The following is a 24,556-nucleotide window of genomic DNA, read 5'->3' on the forward strand; positions in this document are numbered from 1 at the left end:
GTCGGCAAGGCCGGGATCGGCGAAAGGGATTCAGATCACGGAATCACCAGGCCCCAACTGCCCTGTTTGGTAAGGGATGACCTGTTGAGCATCTTCTGTACGTGCGTAACCTGACGCTGTGCAGAACACCACCGGGAACCGATCGGCGTCCCCACACGTCGTCGTCCTGGATGTAGTGCGCCCTCTTCACCTGGCGGGTCGCACTTCGGGGGGCCGGAAGTACACTGCCGCCTTCAGGCGTGGGTGCCTGACCGAGGAGTAGCTTTTCCCATGAGCGAGCACCGTCGCAAACCGCCGCAGCGCGGTCGTCGTGCCGCGCAGCCGCCGTCCGGCGGCAGGCGGGCGACACCGTCCCAGGGCGGGACACCACCCCCTGGCGGGCAACCGCCCCGGGGCGCCACCACCAGTTCGTACGGTGCGGCGCCGGAGGGGCGCCCCGCCGGCGGCAGAGCCGAGGCGCGCAGAGCCGCGCAGCGCGGTCGTCGTCGCGGGGCCGAGAGCGCCGAGAGCGCTTCCGCATCAACTGCCGCGGCCGGTGGGCGCCGTGGCCGCAGGGCCGAGCCGCCGGCCGCTTCCGGTCGCAAGCGTCTGATCGACTACCCGCGGGCGGGCAAGTCGGGGGTGCGGCGCTGGCTGCCGTCCTGGAAGCAGGTCATGGCCATGTGCGTCGGCTTCGTCGCACTGCTGCTCGGTGCCGCGGGCATCGGTTACGCCTGGGTCGACGTCCCCGACGAGACCGAGGCGGCCAAGGCCCAGAACAACGTCTACTACTGGGCGAACGACCAGATCCTGGGTCGTGAGGGCGAGACGAACCGGCAGAACGTCGAGATCGGTGAGATCCCGAAGTCGATGCAGAGCGCCGTGATCGCCGCCGAGAACCAGACGTTCTACGACGACCCGGGCATCGACCCCAAGGGCATCGCCCGCGCCGTGTTCAACATGGCCAGGGGCAAGGAGACCCAGGGCGGTTCGACGATCACCCAGCAGTTCGTCAAGAACTCCATGCTGAGCCAGGAGCAGACGATCAGCCGCAAGGTGAGCGAGCTGTTCATCTCCATCAAGGCCGGCACCGAGCTGAGCAAGGACGAGATCCTCCAGGGCTATCTCAACACCAGCTACTACGGTCGCCACGCCTACGGCATCCAGGCCGCGGCCCAGGCGTACTACGGCAAGGACGCGGTGGACCTGAAGCCGGACGAGTCGGCGCTGCTGACCACCGTGCTCAAGGGCGCCGACCTCTACGACCCGCACGGCGGCGTCGGGCCCAACAGCTCGGCCAAGGAGAACCGCAAGCGTGCGGTGGCCCGTTGGAAGTGGGTGCTGGACCGTCAGGTCGAGACCGGCGCGATGACCAAGTCCGAGCGGGCGAAGTACACCGAGTTCCCCGAGCCGCAGCAGCGGCAGGACCAGAGCGGCAAGGTCGGCCAGGTCGGCTACCTCATGGACATCGCCCGCGCCGAGGTGCTCAACAAGACCAACATCACCAAGGAGCGCTTCGACCGCGGCGGTTACAAGATCTACACGACCTTCGACAAGAAGAAGGTCGGGCAGCTGGAGAAGTCGGTCAAGCGGGTCCGCAAGGAGAACCTGGACACCGACAAGCGGGACGTGGACAAGCACGTCCAGTTCGGTGCCGCCTCGGTGGTGCCGGGGGACGGCAGAATCATCGCCGTCTACGGCGGTGAGGGCTTCGACAAGGGCCACTACGCCAACAACGCCAACACCCTCGGTGTACCGGTCGGTTCGACCTGGAAGCCGTTCGTGCTGGCGGCGGCGATGGAGAACGGCACCGCCAAGAGTCAGGGCCAGGGGATCTCGCCGGAGAGCAAGTACAACGGCGACAACAAGATCACCATCAAGAACCAGGACGGCTCGGAGTACCTCGACAGCAAGAACGAGAAGTTCCGCCAGGTCAACATGAACGACAAGGACTGGGGACCGATCACGCTGCGCAAGGCCATGGAGGTCTCGGCCAACACCCCCTTCGTCCAGCTCGGCATGGACGCCGGCATGGCGGAGGTCAGAGACACCGCGATGGCCGCCGGCATCAAGAAGGAGAGCACCAACCCGCACCTCAACCCCTCCTTCGCGCTGGGCACTTCGACCCCGAGCGCGATCCGGATGGCCGACGCGTACGCGACCTTCGCCGCTTCCGGCACCCAGACCGAGCCGTACTCGGTCACCCGGGTGGTCAGCGAGAGCGAGGAGCTGGAGGGCTTCGACAAGCCGACCAAGCGCAGCGCCATCGACTCCAACGTCGCGGACACCGTCACCGACGTGCTCAAGGACGTCATCGAGGGCGAGGAGGGCTCGGGCAAGGCGGCCAGGGCGCTGGGCCGGCCGGCCGCCGGCAAGACCGGCACCACCGACCGCAACGAGTCGGCCTGGTGGGTCGGTTACACGCCGCAGCTCTCCACCTCCGTCGCGATGTTCCGCTCCGATCCCAAGGACGGCACCCCGCTCTCCATGCGCGGCGTCGGCGGCTTCGAGGCGATCAACGGTGGTGCCCTGCCCACCGAGGTGTGGACGGAGTACATGACGGCGGCGCTCAAGGGCAAGGAGGCGGAGGAGTTCCCGCAACCGACCCCGATCGACAACGTCGAGGACAGCGAAGGCGTACCGTCCCCGAGCCCGACGCCCGATCCGACCCCGGACCCGACGCCCGACCCGACCGAGTCGGAGCCGGAGCCCTCGGACGATCCGAGCGAACCGAGCAACAGTCCGTCGCCCAGCGACCCCTCGACTCCCTGTCTGCCCTGGGACCCGGACTGCGACGAGGAGGACGCCGGCGGCACCAACGAGGGGCCGGACGGCGGTCAGGACGGCGGCCAGGACGGCGGTCAGGACGGTGGTGCCGATGTCGGGGCCTCCAACGGCGGCCAACGCGGCGGCTCGATCTTCGGAGGGTTGCGGGGCCAGGACGACTAGCCGCGAGTGGCCGCGCGGGGCGGTGTCCCGAGCGGCCCGGAGCGCGACCTGTTGACGACGGCGGGCCGGGCGGGTGTGCAGAACACCCGCCCGGCCCGCCGTCGTCCCGCTGCGGCCGCTGTAGCTGCCGGCCCGGTCGTCTGCGGCCCCGGCCTCTGCTGCTCGTTGCCTGCCTGTTGCCCCTCCGCGTCTGCTGACCGGCCCCTGTCCGGCCGCCGGTGCTCCGGTGGGCGGCGGTGCGCTGCTGCGCGAGAGGCGACGCCTCCTAGTCCAGGGGGAGTTTGAAGCCCAGATGGGTTGCCTCGAAGCCGAGTCGCTCGTAGAAACGGTGCGCGTCCACCCGGGCCTTGTCCGAGGTGAGCTGCACCAGCGAGCATCCGCGCGAACGGGCCTGGTCCACCGCCCAGTTGGTCAGCTCGGTGCCGAGGCCGGACCCGCGCTCGTCGCTGTGCACCCGGACGCCCTCGATCAGGGCGCGGGTGAGGCCCTTGCGGGAGAGGCCGGGTACGAAGGTCAGCTGCATGGTGCCGACCACCCGGCCGTCGCGCTCGGCCACCGCCAGCAGCTGCTGGGGGTCGGCGTCGATCGCCGCGAACGCCGTACGGTACGGGCCGAGTTCGTCCGGGCTCTCGCGGGTGGCGCCCAGCGGATCGTCGGCGAGCATCGCCACTATGGCCTCGATGTCCTGTTCCGTCGCTCGACGGAAGATGAAGTCGCTCATGTCCGAAACCCTAGGTCGCCGTCGTCGGCGCGCTCACGGCAGTAGTGGTGACGGGGAATCGTGCGGACGTTCGCCGTACGTGCGGCTGTCGGGGAGGAGTCGAGGGGACGCTTGCGGCTCTTGCCCGCTTCTGTCGCTCTTGTGAACTTTCCTCGGGATGTGGTGGGTTACCGTACCGCAGCACGGACTGGCTGATTCCGGCTTCGTGGAGATTTCTTCCTGCGGCACTTGTGTGCGGTTCTGCTGGCGGTATGGTCGACGACGCATCGTGCCGCGCATTTTGAGAAGAGCAGCCGTCCCTGCCCGGACAAATGCGCAGCACCCCAGCTGAGAAGAGATTGGGAATTACCGCACACACTTTCGTCACTCCTGTGTGCAGAACCGGTCGCATATGTAAGGGGCGAGGGCAGCGCATGACCACGATGTCGGAGGATCACGACATACCGACGCGGGGCAGCAGCGGTGACGAGGGTGGCTGGTTCGCCGCCTCCGCCCGTCCCTCTCCCGCGGGCTCGGGAGCCGCGCGATCCGCACCCGCCGCTCAAACGCCGGATTCAGGCCGAACTCGGGAGCGTCCGCTCACCGCCACGCCCGAACCGCACCCCGCCGACGGCGTCGAGGCCGTACCGCTGCCGCCCGTCGCTGTGCCGAGCGCGGCCGAGATCGACCTGATCCAGCAGACGCTGGCCGAGATCGAACCGGTCGCCGACGCGGTCACCAGCCACTTCTACTCCCTGCTCTTCCTCCGCAACCCCCAGCTGCGCGACCTCTTCCCGGCCGCCATGGACACCCAACGCGACCGGCTCTTCCGGGCGTTGCTGACCACGGCCCGCCACGCCGGCAACCCGGCCGTGCTGACCTCCTACCTCTCCGGCCTCGGCCGCGGCCACCGCAAGTACGGCACGAGGGCGGAGTACTACCCGTCGCTCGGCGAGTGCCTGCTCGGCGCGCTGGAGCGGTTCGCGCACTTCACCTGGTCGCCCGCGGCCGAGACCGCCTGGGTCAAGGCGTACACGCTGATCTCGCAGATCATGATCGACGCCGCGGCGGTGGACGAGCAGCGCGCGCCCGCCAGTTGGCAGGCCGAGGTCGTGGCGCACGAGCGGCGGAGGTCGGACACCGCGGTCATCACGCTGCGGACCGACCAGCCGTACGCCTTCCGCGCGGGCCAGTACACCAGCGTGGAGACGCCCTGGTGGCCCAGGGTCTGGCGGCACTACTCCTTCGCGGGCGCACCGCGCTCGGACGGGCTGATCACGCTGCACGTCAAGGCAGTCCCCGCCGGCTGGGTCTCGGGCGCGCTGGTCAACCGGGCGCAGCCGGGCGACGTGGTGCGGCTGGGCGGGCCCGCGGGCACCATGACCGTCAACCACCACAGCGACAACGGGCTGCTCTGCCTCGGCGGCGGGACCGGCATCGCCCCGATCAAGGCGATGATCGAGGAAGTCGCCGAGTACGGCAGGCGCCGGCTGTTCGACGTCTTCTACGGCGCGCGCAGCGCCCACGAGCTCTACGACCTGGACACCATGCGGCAGTTGGAGTCCGAGCACTCCTGGCTCTCCGTGCACCCCGTGGTCGGCGACGGCTGCCCGGTCCGTGCGAGCGTGCTGACCGGCCAGGTGCCGGACGTGATCCGCGGTTCGGGGCACTGGAGCGGGCACGACGGCTACGTCTCGGGCCCACCCGGCATGATCCGCAGCGGAATCGACGCCCTGCGCGACGTCGGCATCCCGCAGGAGCGGATACGGCACGACGCACTCGACGAACTGGCCTTCGCGGGAGATTGAGAAGTGGTAGACGACGTGGCTGACGACCGTCATCCGGAAGACACTTCGGGGCCGGCCGCCTGGCCGCTCCCGGCGCGGCACCAGGCGTCGGGAGCAGGTACGCCCAGCGATCCGCTGACCGATCCGCTGCCCGACCCGCTCACCGATCCGCTGATCGGCCCGTACCCGGGGCCGTACCCGGAGCCGTCCCCGAGGCGGCCGAGCTGGGCGTACGACCCGACGACGGCCGGGGCGCACACGGCGCAGTCCGGGGCGGGCGGGACCGCCCCCCGAGCGCGCGACGGGGCCGAAACCGTGCGGGAGCCCGTCGAGGAGCCCCGACAGCGGCCGGGCAGCGACGGCGAGCACGAGGTGCAGCGACGGCTTGGGTCGACCAAGCGGGCGGACCGCTTCTACGACACCCAGATGCTCGACCATCTCAACGCGAACATGCGGGAGTTCGTCGCCGAGCAGGAGATGTTCTTCCTGGCCACGGCCGACGCGGCCGGCGAATGCGACAACACTTTCCGTGCCGGGCCGCCCGGCTTTCTGCGGGTGCTCGACAAAAAGACACTCGTGTTCCCCGAGTACCGCGGGAACGGCGTTCACGCGAGCCTCGGAAACATCGAGGAAAACCCGCATCTGGGCATCATTCTGGTCGACTTCTTCCGCGCCCGGATCGGGCTGCACATCAACGGCAAGGCCCGGGTCGTACCGGACGCCGAACTGCGCGAGCAGCAGCCGGACCTGCCGGTGGAGACCGTCCCCGGGCGGCGCGCCGAGCTGTGGGTGCAGGTCACCGTGGAAGAGGCGTACATCCACTGCGCCAAGCACATACCGCAGTTGCAGAAGGCACCGAAGGGCACCCCGAGGGACTGGGGCACCGACGACTCCGGACGCAAGGGCGGCGACTTCTTCGGTGTGAGCCGCGACCGCACGGCCGCCGCCGCAGCGGAGCAGTCCGAGCGCGAGTTCGCCGCGGAGCCCGAGCGCGAGTCCGCTCCGGTGTCCGCGGGCGGGCCCGCTGCGGTGTCCGAGCGGGCGCCCGAGTCGGCCGGATCGCGGGCACCGGTGCCCGCGGCGGCCACCGAGCCCGAACCGGACGCCGCACGAGCCCACGGGACCGAGCCCGAGGCCGAGCCCGCGTACGCCTCCGCGCCCCGGCCCGCGTCCTCGTCGGAGCCCGCGTCCTCGCTCTGGCCCGCGTCCTCGTCGGAGCCCGCGCACCGTGCCGCGTCCGGGTGCCGGGCCGCGCATCGGCCCGAGGCCGACACCGGGCGGGCGGAGGAAGCCGGTTCGAACGCATGGGCCGCCGCTCCGTCGTCGGCCGCCTCCGGCCCGTCGGCCTCGAACCCGCCGGCGCCCGGCTTCCCGCCGGCGCCCGTGTCCCGTCCGGTGCGCGCGTTCCCCTCGGCGCCGTCCTCCGCCGTCCCGCCGGCGCCGCCGTTCGCGGGCGGATGGCCGGACGACCGCGGCGGGAGCCCGGCCGGCTCGTTCGGCGAGAACGCCGCACGCGTACGGCGCCGCGAGTGGACCGGCGCCACCGGGACGCCCCGCGTTCCCCCGCCGCCGGCCGAGCAGCCCGCCGCCGGACGGAGCGCCGACGCCGACACCTCGCCGAACTCCCGTACCCGCACCGGGTCGACCGACGGTCGGTACGGCGGCGAGCAGCCCGGGCGGTCCGAGCAGCCCGGGCGGTCCGGGCGGTCCGCGGAGGCGGCGGCTCCGCCGGTGCCGCCGCGGGCTCCGCTCGCGCCGCCGATGCCCGCCGCCGCACCCCCGTCCGTTCGGGAGCAGCAGTCGCCTCCGGCCGAACCCCCGTCGTACGCGGGGAAGTTGCCGCCGGCCGAGCCCTCCGCGCCCTCGCGTCGGCCGGCGTCCGCCGAAGCGGCGGAACCGCTTGCCGGGTCCGGGCCGCGGTCCGGACCGCACGAGCCGCCGAGCGCGGCTCGTGAGCACCGGGCGCCGGACCGCCCGTGGGAGCACGAGACGCCGAACTCACAGCGTGAGCACCGGCCGTCGAACGGTCCGGGGTCCGGTCGGACGTCCGGCGGCGGACTCGGGGACCTCCGGGTCCGGGGTCCGCAGGAGCCGCCCGCCGGCCTGCCCGCGCTTCCCCCGCTGCCGCTGCCCACCGGCGGCGACCGGCCCTTCGGCCGCGAGGAACCGGCCGGGGACGAACCGCAGCCGCACTCCGGTCCGTCGGCCCTGCCGGTGCCGAGGGAGCAGCACGCTCCCGCCCCGGTGCCTTCCGTGTGGCAGGACCACACCGCCTGGCAGGCGCCCTCGGACCGGCCTGCCCTGCCCGTCCGGTCGGCCGGGCAGGAGCTGCCCGCGCCCTCCCGCTCGTCGGAGGCGCTGCCCGCGCTGCCCGGCCGTCGGGAGCGGGCGGCGCACGTCGACGAGTCGGCCGCCGTCGCCCGCAACCGCGAACTGATGCCGCCGCAGCCGGTGTTGGACTGGCGGGAGGAGGCACAGCGGGTGCTCGCCGAGGCCGAGGCCCGCGGGCCGGGGACCGTGCGCGACGCGCAGCAGCCGGACCCGGTCGACGGAGGCGGCGAGGAGCTGAGCGCCGACGCCGAGTTCGAGGGCTGGTTCGCCCGCACCGACTGCTAGGACGACTGCCAACCGCCCGGCCCGCCGGGCTCGTTCACGCCCCTCGGCACGCGGCACCGGTACGAAGCCCGGCACGAAGCCCGAACCACTGCCGCCGCCCGGCTCCGGTCCTGCCGCCCGGCGCCGGGCGCCGTCGCTCAGCCGAGGTCGTCGGCGAACAGGGCGCGTACGCCCTCGATGTTGCGGCGCAGATGCGCGCTGAGCGTCGGGGGCACGACGTCGACCGAGGCGATGCCCTCGCGGGTGAACGGGATGCGGACGATCTCGTAGGCGCCGCGCGGTTCGTCGACCTCGGGGCCGTGGCGCCGCGAGGTGTCCATCGACTCCAGTCGGCACACGAAGAAGTGCTGCACCTTCACGGCGTCGGCCGGCAGCGGTCGGCCGTCGGCCGGTTCTCCGTCGTCGGCGAGCGAGTAGGGCACGGTGTCGACGAAGGCCGGCACCACGTCGACGACCTTGGCGCCGAGCTCCTCGTCCACCTCGCGGTGCAGCGCGGCGACCACGCTCTCGTCGCCGGGCTCCACGCCGCCGCCCGGAGTGATCCAGTACGGCGGTCGGTCGGGCTTGGTGCGCTTGATCAGCAGGAGCTCGTCGCCGTCGAGCAGGATCGCGCGAGCAGTGCGTTTGACCACGGGACGTTCAGCCGCCATGCCTGGAAATCTGCCGCGCCCCGGCGGTGTCGAAACCTTTCTGCCGCCCGAACCCGGCCCCGAGCGTTCGCAACCGCACCCCGCCGGCGCGCCCGCCACCCGTACGACCCGCCTCCGACGACCCGCCACGATCCCGCCGACGCCCTTCCGGGCTCCGGCTCCCGGGCCCCAGGCCCGGCTCCCGCTTGCGCTCAGCCCTCCCGGGCGCGGTCCCTGGCCTGCCGCAGGTCGGCGATCAGATCGGCCGCGTCCTCCACACCCGCCGAGAGCCGGACGAACCCCTCGGGCACGTCGTCGCCGCCCCAGCGTCCGCGCCGCTCGGCGGTGGTGCGCACACCGCCGAAGCTGGTGGCGTTCTCCACGATGCGCGCCGCGCCCAACAGCCGTTCCGCGAAGCCGAGATCGGGGAGGGTGAAGGAGACCACGCAGCCGTAGCGCCGCATCTGCCGTGCCGCCACCTCGTGCGAGGGGTCCTCGGGCAGTCCGGGGTAGCGCACGGCGCTCACCTCCGGCCAGTCGCGGAGCTCCCGCGCGAGGGCGAGGGCGTTCTCCTGCTGTCTGGCGACCCTCAGGTGCAGCGTCGCCAGGCTGCGGTGCGCAAGCCACGTCTCCACGGGGCCGGGCACGGCTCCGACGAGCTTCCGCCAGCGTCGCACCGGCGCGGCCAACTCCTCGCCCCGGCAGGCGACATAGCCCAGAAGCACGTCCCCGTGCCCGTTGAGCGCCTTGGTGCCGCTGGCCACCGAGTAGTCGGCGCCCAGCTCCAGCGGTCGCTGGCCGAGCGGGGTGGCCAGGGTGTTGTCCACCGCGACGAGCGCGCCCGCGCGGTGGGCCGCCTCGACGACCTCCCGCAGATCGCACACGTCCAGACCGGGGTTGGACGGGGTCTCCAGCCACACCAGGGCGGCGCCCTCGACGGCCGCGAGCAGTTCGGGGCCGTGCGTCGGCACCCGCCGTACGTGGGCGCCCTGTGCGGTCAGCTGCTCGCCGAGCGGGCCGAGCAGGTTGTACCCGTCGTCCGGCAGCACCGCGGTGTCCCCGGGGCGCACCCGGGAGAGCAGCACCGCGGAGATCGCCGCCATCCCGGAGGAGAAGGCGAACACCTCGACGTCCTGCCCGGGGGCCTCCAGCTCGCCGATCGCGCGTTCCAGCGCGGTCCAGGTCGGATTGCCGTCGCGCCCGTACGTGTAGGGAGCGTCGGCGGGGTCGCCGGGCAGATGGAAGTGGGAGGTCAGCACGGGGCCCGGCACAGGTGGGGCGTACGGCTCGCTCTCCGGCAGCCCGGCGTGCACGGCGCGGGTGCCCTCGCCGGTGGGCTGCTCCTCGAAGGCCGTGGGTCGAGGGGTTCCTGTTGCCGGCTGCGGGGCGTCCTCGGCGGGTCCGCTCATCGTGCGGCCTCCATCCGTCCGGCGTCGGCCCCGCCCGGACGCTCGTCCGCGCCCGGCTCCGGGTCCTCGTCCGCTCCCGGCTCCCCGCCCGGCGCGCGGTCCGGCTCCGGGGAGGTGCCGGCGGCGGCGCGGCGGCCCGCGAGGTCCTCGCGCACGGCCCGGAGGAGACCAGGGACGGCTGCCTCGACCTGCTCCAGCACCGTGTCGAAGTCCGCGCGCGTCCCGTAGTACGGGTCCGCGACCTCCGGCGAGTTCGCGCTCTTCGGGTCGTAGGAGCGCAGCAGCCGCACCTTCGCCGCGTCGGCGGCGGTGGGGGCGAGCTTCTTGAGGTCCCGCTCGTGGCCGAGGTCGAGGGCGATCACCAGATCGAGCCCGTCGAACCACTCGGCCTGAAACTGCTGTGCGCTGTGCGCGGACTCGTAGCCTGCCTCTTCCAGCACTTCCACGGTCCGGTGGTCGGCGACGCTGCCGGTGTGCCAACCGCCGGTGCCTGCGCTGGAAACGCGGACCTCGTCCGCGAGCCCGTCCTCCGCGAGCTTTGCGCGGAAGACGGACTCGGCGAGGGGCGAGCGGCAGATGTTGCCCGTGCACACGAAGCAGACGTGATACGCGGGTTCCGGTCGGTCGGTACGGGGGGTCGATGCGTCCATGCACCCATCATCGGCGATGCGCCGACGAGCACGCCGCCCGGTGGTGCGCCCGCAGCGGGCGCCGTCTCACTTGCCGTCGGGCAGCACCATCTCCATGCCCCAGGACACGATGGAGACGATCAGTCCGCCGAGCAGCGCGGTGCCGAATCCCTCCACGTGGAAGCCGACGTCGAGCTTGTCCGCCAGCCAGGAGGTCAGCAGCAGCATCAGGGCGTTGATCACCAGGGCGAAGAGGCCCAGTGTGAGGACGAGCACAGGGAAGGACAGCACTTTGGCGACGGGCTTGACCACGACGTTGACGACACCGAAGATCAGCGCGACCAGCACGAGGGTGATGGTCCGCTCTCCGGAGGTGTCGCCGGAGACGGTGATGTCGGCCAGCAGCCACACGGCCACCGCTAGCGCGACGGCGTTGGCGATTGTCTTGAGAAGGAAGCTCTTCATGCAGCAGATCGTTTCAGAGTCGGGCGTGTGCTGGGCAGGGGGGAGGCGCCGGTGAAGGCGTTTCGCCTGGAGGAACTGGAGGCCGAGCGCCTCGCCAACGACGGTGCGTACCTGCAGTTTCTGCGGGAACGGAACATGTCGGTCGGGCTCTACGCGCTGGACCGCACCGAGCAGGACACCCAGAAGCCGCACGACCAGGACGAGGTGTACTTCGTCGTCAGCGGTCGGGCGGTGATCACCGTCGGCGAGGAGTCCACCCCGGTGGCGCGGGGGAGCGTGGTCTACGTGCCGGCCGGACAGCCGCACCGCTTCCACCACATCAGTGAGGACCTGCGGGTCCTGGTGGTCTTCTCCCCGCCCGGCTGATGCCGACGCCCGGCTGATCCCGAAACCCTGCTGAGCCGGGCGCCCGTGCTGAGTCGGGTGCCCGGTCGACTCCGGCGTCCTGCTGACCCTGCTGCTGTCGGGCGGGCCCGGCGGCCGGACGGGGTCACGCCTGGGTCGGAGCGCCGAACTCAGGGGCGCCTCAGGGTCGGTTCAGGGGAGGACCGGGGCAGCGGGCCCTCCCGTCTGCCCCGGTGGGCCGCTTAGCATCGAAGACACAGCGACACAGCGGCCGGCCGTCGAACCGACGGCCGAGAAGGCAAGGCGAACGGCGCCCGGCCGACGCAGTCAAGAGGCAACACCAGGAGCCGTGCCACACGGCAACAGGAGGCAGGACACCATGAGCTCGACAGGAACCTTCGCCGGACTCCCCTCGTGGGTGAAGTGGGTCGCGATCATCGTCGTCGCGCTCCTCGTCTTCAAGGTGGTGACCTGGATTCTGACGACGGTGATCGCCCTGCTCTTCAAGGTGCTGCTCTTCGCCGCGATCGTCGCCGGACTCGTCTTCCTCGTACGCAAGTTCACCTCGTCCTCCTCCAGCAGCAGCTGGTAAGGACCGACTGAGCCCTCGAACCTGCCGGCCGTGCCCCCAGCGGTGCCAACACCGTTGTCAAACGGGTGACTTTGAAGCATCCGGGATTGTGGGGTTTGTGGATCTTCGTAGACGATTCACCTGAGTTCCACAGCTACCGATCACGGCCGAGTACGAGAAATCGGGGGCAGCGCAATGGGTGACACGGTCCGGGCTCAGGTCATGATGAGCTTCCTGGCCTCAGAGGAGCTCGCCTTCCTCATCCCGGTCGATCTCGTCTACGAGACAGAGGATCCGTACGCCGTGCGCTTCACCTTCTGCCTGCCGGGCGACGCCCCGGTGAGCTGGGTGTTCGGACGGGAGCTGCTGGTCGACGGAATCAGCCATCCCTCGGGCGAGGGCGATGTGCACATCGCTCCGGTCTGCGCCGAGCGGCTGGCGGATCTGCACATCCAGCTGTTCGCCGGTTCGGAGCGCGCGGTCTTCCGCGTGAGTGCGCCGCCGCTGGTGGCGTTCCTCGACCGTACGGACCGCCTGGTGCCGCTCGGGCACGAGGAGGCGCAGCAGGACATCGACGCCGAACTGGACAGGATTCTGGCCGGCGGGCGCATGCCGTAACGGTTCAGCGGGGCGGTGCGGCCCGGGTGAAGTCACCCGGGCCGCACCGCCCGTCGTCGTTCCCGCGTTCGCCGGCGGTGCCGCGACGAGCGGACTGCCCGTCTGCCCGTCTGCCCGTCTGCCCGCCTGTCCGCCTGCCCGCCGCGGGCCGCGGGCCGCTGGGTCAGCGTTTGGCGCGTCTGCGGCGTCCGCTGCCGCCGCCGAGCCCGCCGCGCACCGACGCCGGGCCGCTCGAACTCCCCGCGCCCGCCGCCCCGTTGCCGCCGCCCGCACCGCCGCCGGCGCCGTCGCCGGCCGGGCCGTCGCCCCATGCGTCGCCGGAGTGTCCGCCGCCGGTGCCGTCGGCCCCGTCGCCGCCGGTCGGACGGATCGGCGGTTCGCCGTCCTTGCCGAAGCCGGCCGAGACTACCAGCGCGGCCAGGACCGTGGTGACCGGTACGGAGGCGACCAGGCCGATCGAGCCGACCAGTGTCCGTACGATCTCCTCCGCCACCAGCTCGCTCGTCGCCACGGTCGCGGTGTCCGCCTTGGCGATGGAGAAGAGCAGCAGCAGCGGCATCGCCGCACCCGCGTAGGCCAGTACGAGGGTGTTGACGACCGAGGCGATGTGGTCGCGGCCGATGCGCATGGCCGAGCGGTACACCTGCCGCCAACTCGCCGACGGATCGGCGGCCTTGAGCTCCCAGACCGCCGAGGTCTGGGTGACCGTCACATCGTCGAGCACGCCGAGTGAACCGATCAGCACACTCGCGAGCAGGAGACCGCGGATCTCGATGTCGGGGTAGAGGCTGTGGACGAGCGCGGTCTGGTCGTCGGTGTTGCCGGAGAGGTTCGCCCAGCCGATGAAGAGCGAGCCGAGCAGCCCGATCAGCACCAGCGAGATGAGGGTGCCCAGCACCGCCACCGAGGTTCTGGCGGTCAGTCCGTGGCAGAGGTAGAGGGTGACGAGCATGATCAGGCTGCCGCCGATGACGGCCACCACCAGCGGGTTCGAGCCCTGGAGGATGCCCGGCAGGATGAAGAGGGTCAGCACTCCGAAGGTGATCACCAGACCGACGAGCGCCAGCAGACCGCGCAGCCGTCCGACGCCGACCACCACCAGCGCGAAGATGATCGCGAGCAGCACCATCGGGAAGTCGCGGTCCACGTCGATGACGCTGTACTGCAGCTCCTCGGGTGCCTGCGGCGCGTGGGCGACCACCACGTCCTGGCCGGTGGAGAGCCTGCGGGTGTCGTCCGGCGTGATGACCTCGGTGAACTCCCGCCCCTCGTGCGGTCCCGAGGTGACCTTGATCGTCGCCTGCTGGCACATGCCCTTCGCGGAGGTGTCGCCCTCCTGCCTGCCCTCGGCGTTGACGTCCCCGCAGTCGACCTCCTGGACCTGTACGACCCTGGCCTGCTCCATCTGCCGGTCGAAACCGACGCCGCTGCGTCCGCCGTCGCTGCCGGGGGTGCCGCCCGGCCACATCAGGACCAGTCCGGCGAGCACCGCGGCGGCGAACGGGATCAACACGGCCGCGATGACCTTCCGCAGATGGCGGGAGACGGGCGCGGCCGGCCCGTGCCCGTGCCCGTGGGCGTGTCCGTGGGCGTGTGCGTGCGCGGTCGGGTCGCCGGGCCCGTCGGCGCCGTGTCCGGAGCCGCCCCCGGGTGCCGTCCTCCGGCGCTTCGGGGGTCTGGGTCCCCAGGCGGCACCACCGCCCTGACCTGAGTTCTCGTCGCCGGGCCACTGGCCGGGGCGGTCACCGTCGTGCTCGCTGTGGGACTGGTTCACGGTCAGATCATCGCAAGGCCCCCTGGCGGGGTGGGAAGTCGAACCGCTAGCGTGAGGGTGCATTTGCACATCGCGGGAGCTCCGAGCACGGGGCTGAGAGGGCGCTGACCTCCGTACGAGCGAGTACGGGCACAGCTGCGTCGACCGCCGAACCTGTTACCGGGTAATGCCGGCGTAGGGAGTGGGTCTCATGACCATGCAGGAATCACGCATGCCCGAGGGGCCGGGCGAGGACGAGAGCCCGGCGGCCGGGGAGCCGACACAGATCGGCTGGCACAAGGGCTATCTGAGCGGTTCGCGTCCCGACATCCGGGTTCCGGTCCGCCGGGTGCACCTGACCAACGGCAAGGACGTGACGCTGTACGACACTTCGGGCGCGCACACCGATCCCGCCATCGACACCGACGTGCGCCGAGGGCTCGCCCCGCTGCGGGAGAACTGGATCGTCGCCCGCGGCGACACCGAGGAGTACCCGGGCCGGGAGGTCCGGCCCGAGGACGACGGCGTCAAGCACACCAGCCCGCGCGGCGGCCTGCGCAATCTGGACGCGGTCTTTCCAGGCCGTCCGCGACTGCCGCGCCGCGCCCGTACCGCCGCCGACGGGAGCCGCCGTGCGGTGACCCAACTCGGGTACGCGCTGCGGGGCGAGGTCACTCCGGAGATGGAGTACGTCGCGCTGCGGGAGGGCCTGGAGCCGGAGACGGTGCGCGAGGAGATCGCGCGCGGCCGGGCGGTGCTGCCGGCCAACATCAACCACCCGGAGATCGAGCCGATGATCATCGGCCGGAAGTTCCTGGTGAAGGTCAACGCCAACATCGGCAACTCGGCGGTCACCTCCTCCATCGAGGAGGAGGTGGAGAAGATGACCTGGGCGACCCGCTGGGGTGCGGACACCGTCATGGACCTCTCCACCGGCCGCAACATCCACACCACCCGCGAGTGGATCCTGCGCAACTCCCCGGTGCCGATCGGCACCGTGCCGCTCTACCAGGCGCTGGAGAAGGTCGAGGGCCGGGCCGAGGAGCTGAACTGGGAGGTCTACCGGGACACCGTGATCGAGCAGTGCGAGCAGGGCGTGGACTACATGACCGTCCACGCGGGCGTACTGCTGCGCCACGTGCCGCTGACCGCGAACCGCCGGACCGGGATCGTCTCGCGCGGCGGCTCGATCATGGCCGCCTGGTGTCTGGCGCACCACCGGGAGAGCTTCCTCTACACCCACTTCGAGGAGCTCTGCGAGATCCTGCGCAGCTACGACGTCACCTTCTCGCTCGGCGACGGCCTGCGGCCCGGCTCCGTCGCGGACGCCAACGACGAGGCGCAGTTCGCCGAGTTGAGGACGCTCGGTGAGCTGACCCGGATCGCGCGGCAACACGAGGTACAGACCATGGTCGAAGGGCCCGGGCACGTCCCGATGCATCTGATCAAGGAGAACATCGACCTCCAGCAGGAGATCTGCGACGAGGCGCCGTTCTACACGCTCGGCCCGTTGACCACCGACATCGCACCCGGCTACGACCACATCACCTCGGGGATCGGTGCGGCGATGATCGGCTGGTGGGGCACGGCGATGCTCTGCTACGTCACGCCCAAGGAGCATCTGGGCCTGCCGAACCGGGACGACGTCAAGACCGGTGTGATCACGTACCGGATCGCCGCGCACGCGGCCGATGTGGCCAAGGGCCATCCGGGCGCCCGGAGTTGGGACGACGCGCTCTCCGACGCGAGATTCGAGTTCCGCTGGGAGGACCAGTTCAACCTGGCCCTCGACCCGGACACGGCGCGGGAGTTCCACGACGAGACGCTGCCCGCCGAGCCGGCGAAGACGGCGCACTTCTGCTCCATGTGCGGGCCGAAGTTCTGCTCGATGAAGATCTCGCACGAGATCCGCCGCGACCACGGAACGGACATGGGGGCGGCGGAGATCGAGGCCGGGATGGCGCAGAAGTCGAAGGAGTTCGCCGCCTCCGGCAACCGCGTCTACCTTCCGATGGCTGACTGACCTGCACGGACGAGGCTGATCGACGGCACTTCGCGGGGTGCCGTCGGTCAGCGCTCGTCGAGAGGCGGACCGTTCCCCCGACGCGGGAGCGCCGCACCGCGTCTCACGAGTGCCCGCGGTCGGCCGGAGCCCCCGCGTGACGGTCGGGCGGTGGGCCCGCGTGACGGTCGGCCGGTGGGCCGGGTCGGGCATCGGGGTCGACTTCGGGATGTGTGAACCGTACGGGCTTGCCCAGCGACCGCGCGTAGGCGATCTCGGCCCGGGTGCTGTCCCCGATGTAGTCGCCGACCACGAGCGCCTCGTCAGCGAGCCGGATCTTCGACCGGTGCAGATCGTCGAGTCGGGGTTTCAGCGCCTCGGCCTCGGCAGGATCGGACCAGAGGCCGTGCGGCGACTTCAGATCGCAGCCCGGCCTGACGACGATCCTTCCGGCTGCGGTCTCCCGCAGGTCGGCCTCGCCCATCTCGGCCATGCAACGGGTGGAGCCACAGATCACCACGATCCGCGGCAGGCCCAACTGCCTCTTCGCGTCGGCGAGTTTCTCCTCGGGGGCAAGCGGTCGCGGGTGTGACACCGAGTCCTCCGGCGGTTGTGGTCCAAGGGGCGCCTGCGGAGACGCGAACGGCGCCTGCGGAGACGCGAACGGCGCCTGCGCAGACGCGAACGGCGCCTGCGAGGACGCGTACGAACGCGGCGGCGCGAGCAGCCTGCGCACAGAGTCGGTGCTGCGCTCCGTCCGCCCAGGATCTGTGACGCACGAAGATCCCGCACCGGAGCCGCCGCGACGCGTGCGGAGGAGGCGGGCGCGGCAGATGTCACGAACCTGCCGAAGAGGCGGGTCCACGTCTCCCGTGCGCACGGAATTTGATACCCAGAGGGACAGAGGACCGCGAGCACGGGGAGGGGCGGATCGTGCAGAACCCGCCGCAGTACGGGGTGTTGACCGGGGCGAGCGATCTGCTGGCCGAGACAGCGGAGGAACAGGGCGGGGCCCTGTGGAATCTCGCGGTGCGGCAACGGCAGTTGGACGCCAACCTGATCCGGCTGCCCGCCGGTGCGGAGGTCACCGCGCACACCGAACCCGACCTGGACGTTCTGCTCGTCGTGTTCGAGGGCGGGGGCCGGCTCACCACCGTCGCTGGCGAGCAGCCGCTGACCCCCGGCGCGGTCGCCTGGCTGGCGCGCGGTACGGAACGCTCCCTGGCCGCCGGGAGCGAAGGGCTGGCGTACTTCACCGTCCACCGGCGCCGACCCGGGATGAGCATCGGGCGGCCGTCCGGTGACCGGGTGGAGGAGGGCGGCGAGGCGGCCTGCCTGCTCCAGCAGGTGTGCCCGGAATGCGGGCGCCTGGCCGCCGAGCGCACCGCGCGCTTCTGCACCCGCTGCGGTACCGCACTCCCCGTCGACTGACCGCGGTTGCGACACAGCACCGCTGCCCCGCCCCGTCCCGCCCGCTCCGGAGCGCCCCTCCCTGCAGCGGCAGCGGCGCACAGCCCGCGGGGTACGCCCGACTCCGTACGCGGCCGTACGGCTTCGTACGGGCTTCGTACGGCTTCGGACGACTCCGTACGGAGAGGACCGCAGACGTACGGCTTCGTACGGGGACGACTGCGGAGGACCGCAGAGGTATGCAGACGTACGACTCCGTACGCGGCGGGGTCGGTCCGTCTGTGTCGCCCTCCGTCGCGGGGAGGCGCGTACGCGGCCCGCGCGCCGATCACACGCCGTGCTCCGCCCGGCCCGGCGCGAGTGCCTGCCCGCCGTGGGTCAGCGCGAGCGGGCGTCGTCGCCGTCGGGCACCGGGCCCGGGTCCTCGTCGTCCCGCTGGTCCCGGGTGTCCTCGGCGCGGTCGCGGCCCGTGGCACCGGACTTGAAGCCGGGGCTGGAGAACTTGCGGCCTTCCGCGGGGCTGTCGGTGGAGCCGCTCTGGTACTTGGGGCTGGAGAACTTGCGGCCTTCGGCGGTGTTGTCGGTGGCACCGGACTTGAAGCCGGGGCTGGAGAACTTGCGGCCTTCCGCGGGGCTGTCGGTGGAGCCGCTCTGGTACTTGGGGCTGGAGAACTTGCGGCCTTCGGCGGTGTTGTCGGTGGAGCCGGATTTGAAGCCGGGGCTGGAGAACTTGCGGCCCTCCGCAGGGCTGTCGGTGGAGCCGCTCTGGTACTTGGGGCTGGAGAACCTGCGCCCTTCCGCGGGGCTGTCCGTGGACCCGCTCTGGTACTTGGGGCTGGAGAATCTGCGCCCTTCCGCGGGGCTGTCCGTGGAGCCGGATTTGAAGCCGGGGCTGGAGAACTTGCGGCCCTCCGCGGGGCTGTCCGTGGACCCGCTCTGGTAGCTCGGGCTGTAGAAGCGGCCCCCGGAGCTCTTCGAGCCGGAGTCCGAGCCCTCGCCGGAATCCGCACCCTCGTACTCGCCCGAAGTCGGGCCGTCCGTCGAGTACTTGGGGCTGGAGAAGCGTGAACTCCCGTATTTGGGGCTGGAGAAGCGGTTGCGTTCGACGGTGCTCTCCTGCGCCGCACCGGCCTTGTGCGCGGAGAAGTCGGGGCCGGAGTAGCCGAGTCGGGGGGTGCGGTGGTCGTCCTCGGCAAGCCGGGGCCCGGGGGTGCGGTACCCCTCCTGGCCCTGTGCGGCGCGCTCCTGGGCGTCCCGGAGGAAAGGCAGGATGCCGCGCTGGAGCAGTGCGTGCCGCCAGGCCGCGCGGGCGACGGTGATCTCGTCGGACGGGCCGTCATTCCGTCCGGAATCCGACCCCCGTCTGGCGGTTGGTGCGTTTCTGGAGGCGGACAGCAGCAGACTGACGGCGCCGACCAGCCCGGTCGCGACGGTGATCACGGCGAAGACCCAGCCGACGTTGCGCATCGCCACGGCGAGCGCCGGTTCGGGAGAGACCACGCCCAGTGCGTAGCCGACGAGCAGGAAGATGACCGCGGCCGAGCCGGAGAGCACGGGCAGCAGCAGGGAGAGCACCACGAAGGCACCGGCGCCGGAGCTGTCCGCGGGGCTGTCGGCCGGCCCGGGCGGGCTGCCGCCGGCGCTGCCGGACGGGTCGGTGCGGTCGGAGGAGGCGCCGCCGGGAGAGGTGCCGGAGGGCGGCGCGGCCGTGCCGGCGGGCTGACGCAGCCGCTCGCGCACGCGGACGAACTCGCCGTACTCCTCGGAGGCGTGGGCCGCGATGGCGTCGGCGTCGGCGACCGCGAGCGTGCGCAGATCGGCTGTGGCGAGCGGCGGCGCGGTTTCGGTTTCGGCCCTGGCCATGGTGCGGAGCGCCTCGTCGAGCACTCGCTCGAACTCGGGGCGGTCCTCAAGGCGCAGGTGCGGAGCGCTGTTCATGTGTGCATCCCCCGATGCTCCGTAGGACCGGGGCGCGGGTCGGCTCCGGAATCGGTGGGGTCGGGTGTCGTGCCCCCGACCTCAGGGGTGGTGGGCCGGGCGGCTGTGGCAGTGGGCTGTGGCGCAGCGCGCGGGCGGCTGGACTGATGTTAGATCGCTTCGCGCACGGGGTGACAGGGTGTCGTCGAAATTGCTCACGCCGTGAAGGCGTGTGCGGACGACTCCCCGTAAGTGGCTTGCCCACTGTATGGCCAGGTCAAGCGGTTTCCTCAACACCTGTGGAGAGTTCGTGCAGAGGGAGTTCCGCGATGAGTAGTTTTCCGGCCATTGTGACGCCGCCGTCCATGGCGATCGCGAGTCCGTCGGCGTAGACGTACGGTCCGTGGACCTGTACGGCGCCCTCCTCGTCCTTCTCCGCCTCCTCGGTGGCGGTCTCGCCGAGCAGGTACGGGATCGGGCTGTGCCCGTGCACGATCCGTGCGCCGCCGTAGGTGGCGAGCAACTCCTGGACCGCGCGGGGTCCTTCCTCGTCGCGAAAGGCGAAGCGCTTGGTGAACTTGCGGAACAGGTCCCAGGTGATGTCCGGGTCGCGCTGGTCCAGCGCCTCCGTGATCACGTCGTTGACTTCCTCGATGGTGTCGCCGTAGTCGAGGTAGGCCGAGCAGTCGGAGTGGATCAGCAGGTGCTCGTCGGCGAGTGCCATCGCGTCGAGCCGGGACATCCAGCGGATGTGGTGCTCCTGCAGCCGCTCCATGTCGGTGCGCTGGCCGCCGTTGAGCAGCCAGGCGGCCTGGAAGGAGGCCGTGCCTGCACCGGAGTTGATGGGGGTGTCCGCGAAGCGCCGGGCTCCGAGCAGCAGCAGCTCGTGATTGCCGAGCAGCGCCTTGCAGTAGCCGCCGACCGCCGCCGCCTCGGCGGAGAGCTGCATCACCAGGTCGATGACGCCGATGCCGTCGGGCCCGCGGTCGGTGAAGTCCCCGAGGAACCACAGCCGCGCCTTGCCGGCCGCCCAGTGGTCCTCCGCGTCGGTCAGACCGGCTTCGCGCAGCGCCTGCCGCAGCTCGTCGAGGTAGCCGTGGACGTCGCCCACGACGTAGAGCGGGCCGGGGGCGCTGCTCTGCCCCTCGGCCGAGACGGCGGAGGCGGGCAGCGGGGTGTCGACGAGCGTGGGAGTGGGCGCGGGGGCGGAATCCCGGCCGATGACGGGGAGGTTGCGCTCGGTCGGGGTGTATCCGTCGTCCGGCAGCGGTGGTTCGTCCGGCGCGGGCGGCGGCAGGTGCGGCGGCTGCGCGGGAGCCCCCGGCGCGACCGGCCCCGGCGCGCTCGCCCGCACGGGCACGGGCGCAACGGCGGCGACGGGCGGGACGGCGGCAACCGGCGCCGCCACGGGGGAGGTTGCCGCAACGGGCGGTGTCACGGGCACGGGGCCCGGAACAGCTGCCGGCTGGACGGGCGCGGGCGCCGGTGGGACGGGCGCGAGCCGTACCGCTGTGAGCGGCGCGGGCGCGGACCGCTGCGGAACGGCTGCGGCAGCCGCGGCGACGACCGGGCCTCCGGGCACTCCGGCTGGAGCCCCCGGGGCGGCGCTCGCGGGTACCTGCTGCCACACATCGGGTCCCTGACCGGCCCCCTGAGTCATCGACCCCTCCACCGTTTTCCGCCGCTGTGCACCCTGGGTACGTCCTGTCGACCGCGTCCGACGCGGATGCTGTCCGCCCATCATAGGAACGAGGGCCGGGAGTTGTGACGCACCAGGGGGTGGCAATTGAAGCGGGTGCGACCCGGGAGCGTGAATTCCTCCTGAATTCTCCGTTTGTGCGAGGGGCGTGCACGGTGGCGGAACAACGCCCTCCGCCGGTCGGGCAAGCCGTCCCCGGGGTGCCCGGACCGGTCAGTCATCGCCGGACGGGGCCCTCGGCGCGCTGACGGTGGTACGCCTGGTCCGGCGCTGCGAACTGGTCCGCACGATCAGGTCGGTGGGCATGATCTGCTGCCGCGGGTCGCCCGTCGCCGCGCTGTCGCCGGCCTCGGCGGAGGGGCCCGAGCCCTCGCCCTCGATCGCGTCGATGAGCAGCTGCACGACGGTGGTCCCGATGCGTCCGGGCTTGAGCGAGAGCGTGGTGATGGGCGGTTCGGTCGCGGCGTAGACGGTCGACTCGCTGCAGCACACCAGCAGCAGATCCTCGGGCACGCGCAGGCCGTAGCGGCGGGCGGCGGCCAGCAGGTCCGTGCCGTTGGGGTCGAAGAGCCCGTACACCGCGTCGGGCCGGTCCGGTCTGGCGAGCAGGCGGTCGGCGGCGACCGCGCTCTGGCGGGGGTCGTGCGCGGGGTAGGCCTCGTAGACCGGGTCCTGGCCGACCCGCTCGCACCAGCGCAGATAGGCGGTGGTGGAGAGCCGGGTGTAGCTGTCGGTGCTGGTGCCGGTGAGCAGCCCGATGCGGCGGGCGCCGGACTCGGCGAGATGGTCCAACAGATGGGTGACGGCCGCCTCGTGGTCGTTGTCGACCCAGGCGGTGACGGGCAGCGAACCGGCCGGCCGGCCGTCGGAGACGACCGGGATGCCCTGCTGGACCAGCTCGGTGACGACCGGGTCGTGGTCGGCCGGGTCGATGACGACGGTGCCGTCCAGAGCGACGTTGGACCAGACGTCGACGGTGCGCTGGCGCGCGGGTGCGGGAAGGATCACCAGCGCGTAGCCGCGGGCGAGCGCGGTGGAGGTGGCGGCCCTGACCATGTCGGCGAAGTAGGCGAACTCGGTGAAGCTGAAGGGCTCTTCGCCGTAGGTGGTCACCGTCAGCCCGATGAGGCCGGACTTGCCGGTGCGCAGTGTCCGGGCGGCGGCGGAGGGTCGGTAGCCGAGTCGGTCGGCGACTTCGCGGACGTGCCGTCTCGTGGCGTCGGGCAGTCTGCCCTTGCCGTTGAGGGCGTCGGAGACCGTAGTGATGGAGACGCCGGCGGCTGCGGCGACGTCTCGGATCCCGGCTCGCCCCAGCCGACGGCCGCTGGAACGGCTCACCTGGTGCTTCCCTGCTGCTGTCATGGCGTGCTGATAGTAGAGCTGACTCCGAACGTTGACGGGAGCGCTCGACGGAGGGTCGGAAGTCACGATTCTGCAAGATCATAAACGATGAACTGCCTTGGAAAATACGTCAGTTGACGATCCAACAGATAATTTGAGCGGTCCTTCTGGGCCTCGCTCCCCGTGTTCTCTGCAGGTTGCGAACAGGTCTCAACTCACCTTCACGGGTGACGAGCGCCAGGGATTGCGCTACCGGCGCGCGCTCGACGGCGTGCGCCGTGCGGAGGACTTGCGTTGTCCGTACATGTTTTCCGCCGCGTCGCCGCGCCGCGGCACCGTCGCCGCACCCGGCCGGGCCGGCGGGCGCCGGGATGAGTGCTCCGCACGGGTACGCCGCCGCGGCTATTCCTTTTATGGTGGATAGGAATCGACTGCGAACGACGTCGGACGACGGCGCACCGGGTGCGGAGGCGGGGACGCCGCCCACGCCGCACGCCTTGTCAAGGAGGATGGGGATGGCCGACCAGAAGACGGACACGACGCCCAGGCTGCGTGCGGCGCTCGACGGCGTGCCGACGTACCGGCCCGGCAGGCCGGCGAACGCGGGCGAGGACGGGCCCGTCGGCTACAAGCTCTCCTCCAACGAGAACCCGCACCCTCCGCTGCCCGGTGTGCTGGAGTCGGCGGTCGCGGCGGCGGCGAGCTTCAACCGCTACCCGGACATGGCCTGCACCGAGCTCTTCGAGGAGCTTTCGCGGCGCTTCGACGTCCCGGTGGCCCATCTGGCGACCGGCACCGGATCGGTGGGCGTCGCCCAGCAGTTGCTCCAGGCCACGGCGGGCCCCGGCGACGAGGTGATCTACGCCTGGCGCTCCTTCGAGGCGTACCCGATCATCACCCAGATCTCCGGCGCCACCTCGGTCAAGGTGCCGCTCACCGCGGGCGAGGAGCACGACCTCGACGCGATGGCCGCCGCGATCACCGACCGTACCCGCCTGATCTTCGTCTGCAACCCCAACAACCCGACCGGCGCCTCGATCCGCCGTGCGGAACTGGAGCGCTTCCTGGACCGGGTGCCCGCCGAGGTGCTGGTCGTGCTCGACGAGGCGTACCGGGAGTTCGTCCGCGACGAGGAGGTGCCGGACGGCATCGAGCTCTACCGCGACCGGCCGAACGTCTGCGTGCTGCGCACCTTCTCCAAGGCGTACGGCCTGGCCGGTCTGCGGGTCGGTTTCGCGGTGGCGCACGAGCCGGTGGCCGCGGCGCTGCGCAAGACCGCGGTGCCCTTCGGCGTCAGCCAGATCGCACAGAACGCCGCCGTCGCCTCGCTGCGCAGCGAGGCCGCACTGCTGGAGCGGGTCGACGGACTGGTCGCCGAACGCACCAGGGTGCAGGCCGAGTTGGCCGCACAGGGCTGGACCGTGCCGGACTCGCAGGCCAACTTCGTCTGGCTGCGGCTGGGCGAGCGCACGGTGGAGTTCGCGGAGGCCGCGGACCGCGCCGGCGTCGTCCTGCGGCCGTTCCCGGGCGAGGGCCTGCGGGTGACGATCGGGGAGCGCGAGGCGAACGACATCTTCCTCAAGGCCGCGGCGGAGTTCCGGGCCGGCCGGTAGCGGCCACCGCCGCGGACGGCACGGACCGCGGGGCAGCCGGAAGAGCCGCACGAGCGAGACGGGCGGTACAGGGCGGTACGGGCGGTACGGGCACGACAGCCGTACCGCCCGTACGTGCGTCCGG

18 protein-coding genes, 1 pseudogene and 1 riboswitch are annotated in these 24,556 nt (G+C 71.7%); of the genes and pseudogenes, 9 read left to right on the forward strand and 10 right to left on the reverse strand.

Features of this window, described 5'->3' with window-relative positions; all coding sequences use genetic code 11:
* Positions 1-270: 270 nt before the first annotated feature.
* Positions 271-2,928, forward strand: coding sequence for a transglycosylase domain-containing protein (locus tag MTQ01_RS01155; RefSeq protein WP_247486402.1), 2,658 nt, complete (start codon positions 271-273; stop codon positions 2,926-2,928).
* Between the two features lie 265 nt (positions 2,929-3,193).
* On the opposite strand, the gene MTQ01_RS01160 is transcribed toward MTQ01_RS01155, so the two are convergent.
* Positions 3,194-3,649 carry a GNAT family N-acetyltransferase gene (locus MTQ01_RS01160; protein ID WP_247486403.1) on the reverse strand — a complete coding sequence of 152 codons (456 nt, stop codon included), beginning with the start codon at positions 3,647-3,649 and terminating at the stop codon, positions 3,194-3,196.
* A 413-nt stretch (positions 3,650-4,062) separates the two neighbouring features.
* Here MTQ01_RS01160 and MTQ01_RS01165 point away from each other — a divergent pair, with 413 nt between their 5' ends.
* Together MTQ01_RS01165 and MTQ01_RS25060 are read left to right on the forward strand one after the other, a co-directional pair.
* A complete protein-coding gene (locus MTQ01_RS01165; protein ID WP_247486404.1) occupies positions 4,063-5,436 on the forward strand; it encodes a globin domain-containing protein in 1,374 nt (457 codons plus the stop codon).
* Between the two features lie 15 nt (positions 5,437-5,451).
* The gene (locus MTQ01_RS25060) at positions 5,452-8,031 is read left to right on the forward strand and encodes a pyridoxamine 5'-phosphate oxidase family protein (protein WP_308294342.1); all 2,580 of its coding nucleotides are present in this window, start codon (positions 5,452-5,454) and stop codon (positions 8,029-8,031) included.
* 137 nt (positions 8,032-8,168) lie between these two features.
* Here MTQ01_RS25060 and MTQ01_RS01175 read toward each other — a convergent pair whose 3' ends face one another.
* From MTQ01_RS01175 to MTQ01_RS01190, 4 genes are all read right to left on the reverse strand, one after another.
* Complete coding sequence (locus tag MTQ01_RS01175) at positions 8,169-8,681, reverse strand: NUDIX domain-containing protein (RefSeq protein ID WP_247486405.1); 513 nt, start codon at positions 8,679-8,681, stop codon at positions 8,169-8,171.
* A 191-nt stretch (positions 8,682-8,872) separates the two neighbouring features.
* The gene (locus MTQ01_RS01180) at positions 8,873-10,069 is read right to left on the reverse strand and encodes a cystathionine gamma-lyase (RefSeq protein ID WP_247486406.1); all 1,197 of its coding nucleotides are present in this window, start codon (positions 10,067-10,069) and stop codon (positions 8,873-8,875) included.
* Positions 10,066-10,719, reverse strand: a complete 654-nt coding sequence (locus MTQ01_RS01185; protein ID WP_247486407.1) for a low molecular weight protein-tyrosine-phosphatase — start codon at positions 10,717-10,719, stop codon at positions 10,066-10,068. The genes MTQ01_RS01180 and MTQ01_RS01185 overlap by 4 nt, the downstream gene beginning before the upstream one ends.
* Positions 10,720-10,785: 66 nt before the next feature.
* Entirely contained in the window at positions 10,786-11,163 is a 378-nt protein-coding gene (locus tag MTQ01_RS01190) for a phage holin family protein (RefSeq protein WP_247486408.1), read from the reverse strand.
* A 51-nt stretch (positions 11,164-11,214) separates the two neighbouring features.
* On the opposite strand from MTQ01_RS01190, the gene MTQ01_RS01195 reads away from it, so the two are divergent.
* The 3 genes from MTQ01_RS01195 to MTQ01_RS01205 all read left to right on the forward strand — a co-directional run bounded on the left by MTQ01_RS01195 (position 11,215) and on the right by MTQ01_RS01205 (position 12,697).
* Positions 11,215-11,529 (forward strand): cupin domain-containing protein, encoded by a 315-nt coding sequence (locus MTQ01_RS01195; RefSeq protein ID WP_247486409.1) that lies wholly within the window; start codon positions 11,215-11,217, stop codon positions 11,527-11,529.
* 358 nt (positions 11,530-11,887) lie between these two features.
* Positions 11,888-12,100: a DUF5326 family protein gene (locus tag MTQ01_RS01200; protein ID WP_211039690.1), complete on the forward strand. Its 213-nt coding sequence runs from the start codon at positions 11,888-11,890 to the stop codon at positions 12,098-12,100.
* A 174-nt stretch (positions 12,101-12,274) separates the two neighbouring features.
* Entirely contained in the window at positions 12,275-12,697 is a 423-nt protein-coding gene (locus MTQ01_RS01205; RefSeq protein ID WP_211039689.1) for an SsgA family sporulation/cell division regulator, read from the forward strand.
* Positions 12,698-12,860: 163 nt separating this feature from the next.
* Here MTQ01_RS01205 and MTQ01_RS01210 read toward each other — a convergent pair whose 3' ends face one another.
* Positions 12,861-14,534, reverse strand: coding sequence for a YibE/F family protein (locus MTQ01_RS01210; RefSeq protein ID WP_374207564.1), 1,674 nt, complete (start codon positions 14,532-14,534; stop codon positions 12,861-12,863).
* Positions 14,534-14,669, forward strand: a riboswitch (TPP riboswitch). Its footprint overlaps the gene before it by 1 nt.
* On the opposite strand from MTQ01_RS01210, the gene thiC reads away from it, so the two are divergent.
* Positions 14,662-16,473, forward strand: a complete 1,812-nt coding sequence (thiC, locus tag MTQ01_RS01215; RefSeq protein ID WP_247486410.1) for a phosphomethylpyrimidine synthase ThiC — start codon at positions 14,662-14,664, stop codon at positions 16,471-16,473. (Overlaps the previous riboswitch by 8 nt.)
* 187 nt (positions 16,474-16,660) lie before the next feature.
* On the opposite strand, the pseudogene MTQ01_RS01220 reads toward thiC, so the two are convergent.
* Positions 16,661-17,047: pseudogene (locus MTQ01_RS01220) on the reverse strand (hypothetical protein); the annotation flags it as partial.
* A gap of 338 nt (positions 17,048-17,385) precedes the next feature.
* On the opposite strand from MTQ01_RS01220, the gene MTQ01_RS01225 reads away from it, so the two are divergent.
* Positions 17,386-17,883, forward strand: a complete 498-nt coding sequence (locus MTQ01_RS01225) for a hypothetical protein (RefSeq protein WP_247486412.1) — start codon at positions 17,386-17,388, stop codon at positions 17,881-17,883.
* 357 nt (positions 17,884-18,240) lie between these two features.
* Here the strand turns inward: MTQ01_RS01225 and MTQ01_RS01230 are convergent, their stop codons facing one another.
* From MTQ01_RS01230 to MTQ01_RS01240, 3 genes are all read right to left on the reverse strand, one after another.
* Positions 18,241-19,800 (reverse strand): hypothetical protein, encoded by a 1,560-nt coding sequence (locus MTQ01_RS01230; protein WP_247486413.1) that lies wholly within the window; start codon positions 19,798-19,800, stop codon positions 18,241-18,243.
* A 256-nt stretch (positions 19,801-20,056) separates the two neighbouring features.
* Positions 20,057-21,139: a metallophosphoesterase gene (locus tag MTQ01_RS01235; protein ID WP_308294343.1), complete on the reverse strand. Its 1,083-nt coding sequence runs from the start codon at positions 21,137-21,139 to the stop codon at positions 20,057-20,059.
* A 552-nt stretch (positions 21,140-21,691) separates the two neighbouring features.
* Entirely contained in the window at positions 21,692-22,840 is a 1,149-nt protein-coding gene (locus tag MTQ01_RS01240; protein ID WP_247486415.1) for a LacI family DNA-binding transcriptional regulator, read from the reverse strand.
* Between the two features lie 494 nt (positions 22,841-23,334).
* Here MTQ01_RS01240 and hisC point away from each other — a divergent pair, with 494 nt between their 5' ends.
* Positions 23,335-24,432 (forward strand): histidinol-phosphate transaminase, encoded by a 1,098-nt coding sequence (gene hisC / locus MTQ01_RS01245; protein WP_247486416.1) that lies wholly within the window; start codon positions 23,335-23,337, stop codon positions 24,430-24,432.
* The last annotated feature ends 124 nt before the right edge of the window (positions 24,433-24,556 follow it).

This window comes from Streptomyces sp. XM4193 (assembly GCF_023072595.1).
In the GTDB taxonomy this organism is placed as follows: domain Bacteria; phylum Actinomycetota; class Actinomycetes; order Streptomycetales; family Streptomycetaceae; genus Streptomyces.

Bases quoted from the DNA above. Each gene is read 5' to 3' on its own strand.
- MTQ01_RS01160 (WP_247486403.1), bottom strand. From the start codon at position 3,649: ATGAGCGACTTCATCTTCCGTCGAGCGACGGAACAGGACATCGAGGCC.
- MTQ01_RS01230 (WP_247486413.1), bottom strand. From the start codon at position 19,800: ATGAACAGCGCTCCGCACCTGCGCCTTGAGGACCGCCCCGAGTTCGAG.
- MTQ01_RS01165 (WP_247486404.1), top strand. From the start codon at position 4,063: ATGACCACGATGTCGGAGGATCACGACATACCGACGCGGGGCAGCAGC.
- MTQ01_RS01210 (WP_374207564.1), bottom strand. From the start codon at position 14,534: ATGCACCCTCACGCTAGCGGTTCGACTTCCCACCCCGCCAGGGGGCCT.
- MTQ01_RS01205 (WP_211039689.1), top strand. From the start codon at position 12,275: ATGGGTGACACGGTCCGGGCTCAGGTCATGATGAGCTTCCTGGCCTCA.
- MTQ01_RS01185 (WP_247486407.1), bottom strand. From the start codon at position 10,719: ATGGACGCATCGACCCCCCGTACCGACCGACCGGAACCCGCGTATCAC.
- hisC (WP_247486416.1), top strand. From the start codon at position 23,335: ATGGCCGACCAGAAGACGGACACGACGCCCAGGCTGCGTGCGGCGCTC.
- thiC (WP_247486410.1), top strand. From the start codon at position 14,662: ATGACCATGCAGGAATCACGCATGCCCGAGGGGCCGGGCGAGGACGAG.
- MTQ01_RS01190 (WP_247486408.1), bottom strand. From the start codon at position 11,163: ATGAAGAGCTTCCTTCTCAAGACAATCGCCAACGCCGTCGCGCTAGCG.
- MTQ01_RS01240 (WP_247486415.1), bottom strand. From the start codon at position 22,840: ATGACAGCAGCAGGGAAGCACCAGGTGAGCCGTTCCAGCGGCCGTCGG.
- MTQ01_RS01155 (WP_247486402.1), top strand. From the start codon at position 271: ATGAGCGAGCACCGTCGCAAACCGCCGCAGCGCGGTCGTCGTGCCGCG.
- MTQ01_RS01175 (WP_247486405.1), bottom strand. From the start codon at position 8,681: ATGGCGGCTGAACGTCCCGTGGTCAAACGCACTGCTCGCGCGATCCTG.
- MTQ01_RS01180 (WP_247486406.1), bottom strand. From the start codon at position 10,069: ATGAGCGGACCCGCCGAGGACGCCCCGCAGCCGGCAACAGGAACCCCT.
- MTQ01_RS01200 (WP_211039690.1), top strand. From the start codon at position 11,888: ATGAGCTCGACAGGAACCTTCGCCGGACTCCCCTCGTGGGTGAAGTGG.